Annotated in this window: 2 tRNA genes and 2 rRNA genes; all 4 read left to right on the top strand. The window is 47.5% G+C overall.

Features of this window, described 5'->3' with window-relative positions:
* Positions 1–128: 128 nt before the first annotated feature.
* The 4 genes from AC0IWT_RS19960 to rrf all read left to right on the top strand — a co-directional run bounded on the left by AC0IWT_RS19960 (position 129) and on the right by rrf (position 3,836).
* Positions 129–203: transfer RNA gene (locus AC0IWT_RS19960), tRNA-Ile, on the top strand.
* 13 nt (positions 204–216) lie between these two features.
* Positions 217–290, top strand: a tRNA-Ala gene (locus AC0IWT_RS19955).
* 416 nt (positions 291–706) lie between these two features.
* Positions 707–3,583 (top strand): 23S ribosomal RNA (locus tag AC0IWT_RS19950).
* Between the two features lie 141 nt (positions 3,584–3,724).
* A 5S ribosomal RNA gene (gene rrf, locus AC0IWT_RS19945) occupies positions 3,725–3,836 on the top strand.
* Positions 3,837–3,902: the final 66 nt, after the last annotated feature.

The raw sequence follows: 3,902 nt of genomic DNA, 5'->3' as shown, positions 1-3,902 counted from the left end.
AAAAGAAACACCCAGAAGAAATGACGGTTGTCCCAATAACCAAAAAGACATCGGCACTGACGACTAGGTAAGCAAAAGGAAGCGGTAGCGGTAATATACTAACGCTAACCAAAAGCGGCCTTACAGACAGTCCCGTAGCTCAGCCTGGTTAGAGCACTACACTGATAATGTAGGGGTCTCCAGTTCAAATCTGGACGGGACTACTTTAATAATCCTGGGGGATTAGCTCAGCTGGCTAGAGCGCCTGCCTTGCACGCAGGAGGTCAACGGTTCGACTCCGTTATTCTCCACTACCGGGCTTTTAAAGCTCAGAGGTATGAAGACCAAAGCTGAAAGCTTTCAAAAAACAGGCAAATCAAGTTACCGGGATAGGTAATCTACATTGACATGATTAAAAGAAGAAGAAACGCCATTGGGGCACATATATATTAAGGTGTATATGAAACGGTTCGAGACCGCAGTTTTTTACTAACAAGAGAAAGCTAAAGGCTTGAGCGCAGACAATGAAACCTGCAATCTTATACCCTTTACCTGATTTTGGTAAAGTTCTTTGACATATTGGAAGAAGTTAAAAAAGAAGAGCAAACAACAATAGGCGACTGTTGTGTTTGTGCTCACTTGGAAGGAGAGCAATCGACTGATAAGTATGAGACATCATAACAAGAGCAAAAAAGCATACTATACGGCGCAAAAGGCGTATAAGTAGAAGAAAGTAATAAAGAGTACACGGGGGATGCCTTGGCTCTCAGAGGCGATGAAGGACGTGATAAGCTGCGATAAGCTTCGGGTATTTGCAAATAGGAATTAATCCGAAGATTTCCGAATGGGGCAACCCGGCATGTTGAAGACATGTCACATATAATGAGCAAACCTGCCGAACTGAAACATCTAAGTAAGCAGAGGAAGAGAAAATAATAATGATTTCCTAAGTAGTGGCGAGCGAACGGGAAAGAGCCCAAACCTACTTTGTTACGGCAAAGTGGGGGTTGTAGGACTACGATGTGGTATTAACAAACAGAAGTGGAACGGGATGGGAAGCCCGGCGATACAAGGTGATAGCCCTGTACACGTATAGAATGTTAGCCTAGTAGTATCCTGAGTACCGCGAGGTCGGAGACGCCTTGTGGGAATCTGCCGGCACCATCCGGTAAGGCTAAATACTCCTGAGAGACCGATAGTGAACCAGTACCGTGAGGGAAAGGTGAAAAGAACCCCGAACAGGGGAGTGAAATAGAACCTGAAACCGTGTACTTACAAGCGGTCGGAGCGTCCAGGTGGCGTGACGGCGTGCCTTTTGCATAATGAGCCTACGAGTTACTCTTCTCTGGCAAGGTTAAGTGTTTAAGACACGGATCCGAAGCGAAAGCGAGTCTGAATAGGGCGTATAGTCAGAGGAGGTAGACGCGAAACCTTGTGATCTACCCATGGACAGGTTGAAGGTGCGGTAACACGTACTGGAGGACCGAACCGATAAACGTTGAAAAGTTTCCGGATGATCTGTGGGTAGGGGTGAAAGGCTAATCAAACTGGGAAATAGCTCGTACTCCCCGAAATGTTTTTAGGAACAGCGTGGATATTAAGTTTAATAGAGGTAGAGCTACTGATTGGGTGCGGGGGAGTCAAATCCTACCAAATCCAGACAAACTCCGAATGCTATTAAATATGGTCTGCAGTGAGGCCCGGGGTGCTAAGGTCACGGGCCGAGAGGGAAAGAACCCAGACCATCAGCTAAGGTCCCTAAGTGTACGCTAAGTTGAACTAACGAGGTCCGATTGCACAGACAGCTAGGATGTTGGCTTGGAAGCAGCCATTCATTTAAAGAGTGCGTAACAGCTCACTAGTCGAGCGATCGGGCATGGATAATAAACGGGCATTAAGTGTATCACCGAAGCTATGGGATTGAAATATATCGGTAGGGGAGCATTCTATATGCGGTGAAGGTATCTGGTAATGGGTGCTGGAGCGTATAGAAAAGCAAATGTAGGCATAAGTAACGATAAGGCGGGAGAGAAACCCGCCCACCGAAAGGATAAGGTTTCCTGATCAACGCTAATCGGATCAGGGTTAGTCGGGTCCTAAGGAGAACCCGAAAGGGACATTCGATGGACAACTGGTTAATATTCCAGTACTTTTTATAACTGCGATGTGGGGACGGAGTAGTGACACTGCCGCGAACTGACGGAATAGTTCGTTAAAGGTTGTAGGTATATCGATGGTAGGCAAATCCGCCAACGATGCTGAAAACTAATAGTACCGCGAGGCTTCGGCTGAGTGGATAGAGCAGGTAAACAGACTTCCAAGAAAAACCGCTAAGCTTCAGGTTATAAAAACCCGTACCGCAAACCGACACAGGTATCCGGGAAGAGAATTCTAAGGTGCTCGAGTGAATCATGGCTAAGGAACTCGGCAAAATGGCCCTGTAACTTCGGGAGAAGGGGCGCTTGCAGCAATGTAAGCCGCAGTGAAAAGGCCCAGGCGACTGTTTAACAAAAACACATGGCTTTGCAAAATCGAAAGATGAAGTATAAGGCCTGACACCTGCCCGGTGCTGGAAGGTTAAGAGGGGATGTTAGTCGCAAGGCGAAGCATTGAATCGAAGCCCCAGTAAACGGCGGCCGTAACTATAACGGTCCTAAGGTAGCGAAATTCCTTGTCGGGTAAGTTCCGACCTGCACGAATGGTGTAACGATCTGGGCGCTGTCTCAGCCATGAGCTCGGTGAAATTGTGGTCCCGGTGAAGACGCCGGGTACCCGCAACGGGACGGAAAGACCCCATGCACCTTCACTACAATTTAACATTGACATTGGATACAGGATGTGTAGGATAGGTGGGAGGCTTTGAAGCGGCGTCGCTAGGCGTCGTGGAGCCAACGTTGAAATACCACCCTTTCTGTATTCGGTGTCTAATCCCGCAAAGCGGGAGACATTGTTTGATGGGTAGTTTGACTGGGGTGGTCGCCTCCAAAAAGGTAACGGAGGCTTTCAAAGGTAAGCTCAATACGCTTGGTAACCGTATGAGGAGTGCAATAGCATAAGCTTGCTTGACTGTGAGACAGACAAGTCGATCAGGGTCGAAAGACGGATATAGTGATCCGGTGGTTCTGCATGGAAGGGCCATCGCTCAAAGGATAAAAGGTACGCTGGGGATAACAGGCTGATCTCCCCCAAGAGCTCATATCGACGGGGAGGTTTGGCACCTCGATGTCGGCTCGTCACATCCTGGGGCTGGAGAAGGTCCCAAGGGTTCGGCTGTTCGCCGATTAAAGTGGCACGCGAGCTGGGTTCAGAACGTCGCGAGACAGTTCGGTCCCTATCTGTTGTGGGCGTAGGAATTTTGAGTGGGGCTGACCTTAGTACGAGAGGACCGGGTTGGACTAGCCTCTAGTGAATCTGTTGTTCCGCCAGGGGCATTGCAGAGTAGCTACGCTGGGAATAGATAAGCGCTGAAAGCATCTAAGTGCGAAACTAGCCACGAGATGAGAATTCCATATAGGACCGTAGAAGACTACTACGTTGATAGGTTACAGATGTAAAGCTGGTGACAGCATAGTCGAGTAATACTAATCATCCGAAGCTTTCAAAGCTCAACACAACTTGTTGTTTGTTCTTCAAAACTTAACTTCTTTCAATAATATGTCATTTAAGTGGTGAGTGATAAGTTATCGGTTGTAAGTAGCAATATTTATAACTTGATACTTAAAACCTGACCCTTATTTAAAAACCTTTAGGTGCCTATATCGGTGGTGTCCACCTCTTCCCATTCCGAACAGAGAAGTTAAGCCCACCAGAGCCGATGGTACTGCGGTAACACGTGGGAGAGTAGGTCGGTGCCAAATCTTAAACTGCATAAAATGCAGCTTAACAAGAACCCTTGCAGTAACAACTGCAGGGGTTTCTTCGTT

It is taken from the genome of Pedobacter sp. AC464 (assembly GCF_979253075.1).
Note: the sequence above shows the minus strand (reverse complement) of the source record. Positions and strands in the feature narration are given on the sequence as shown.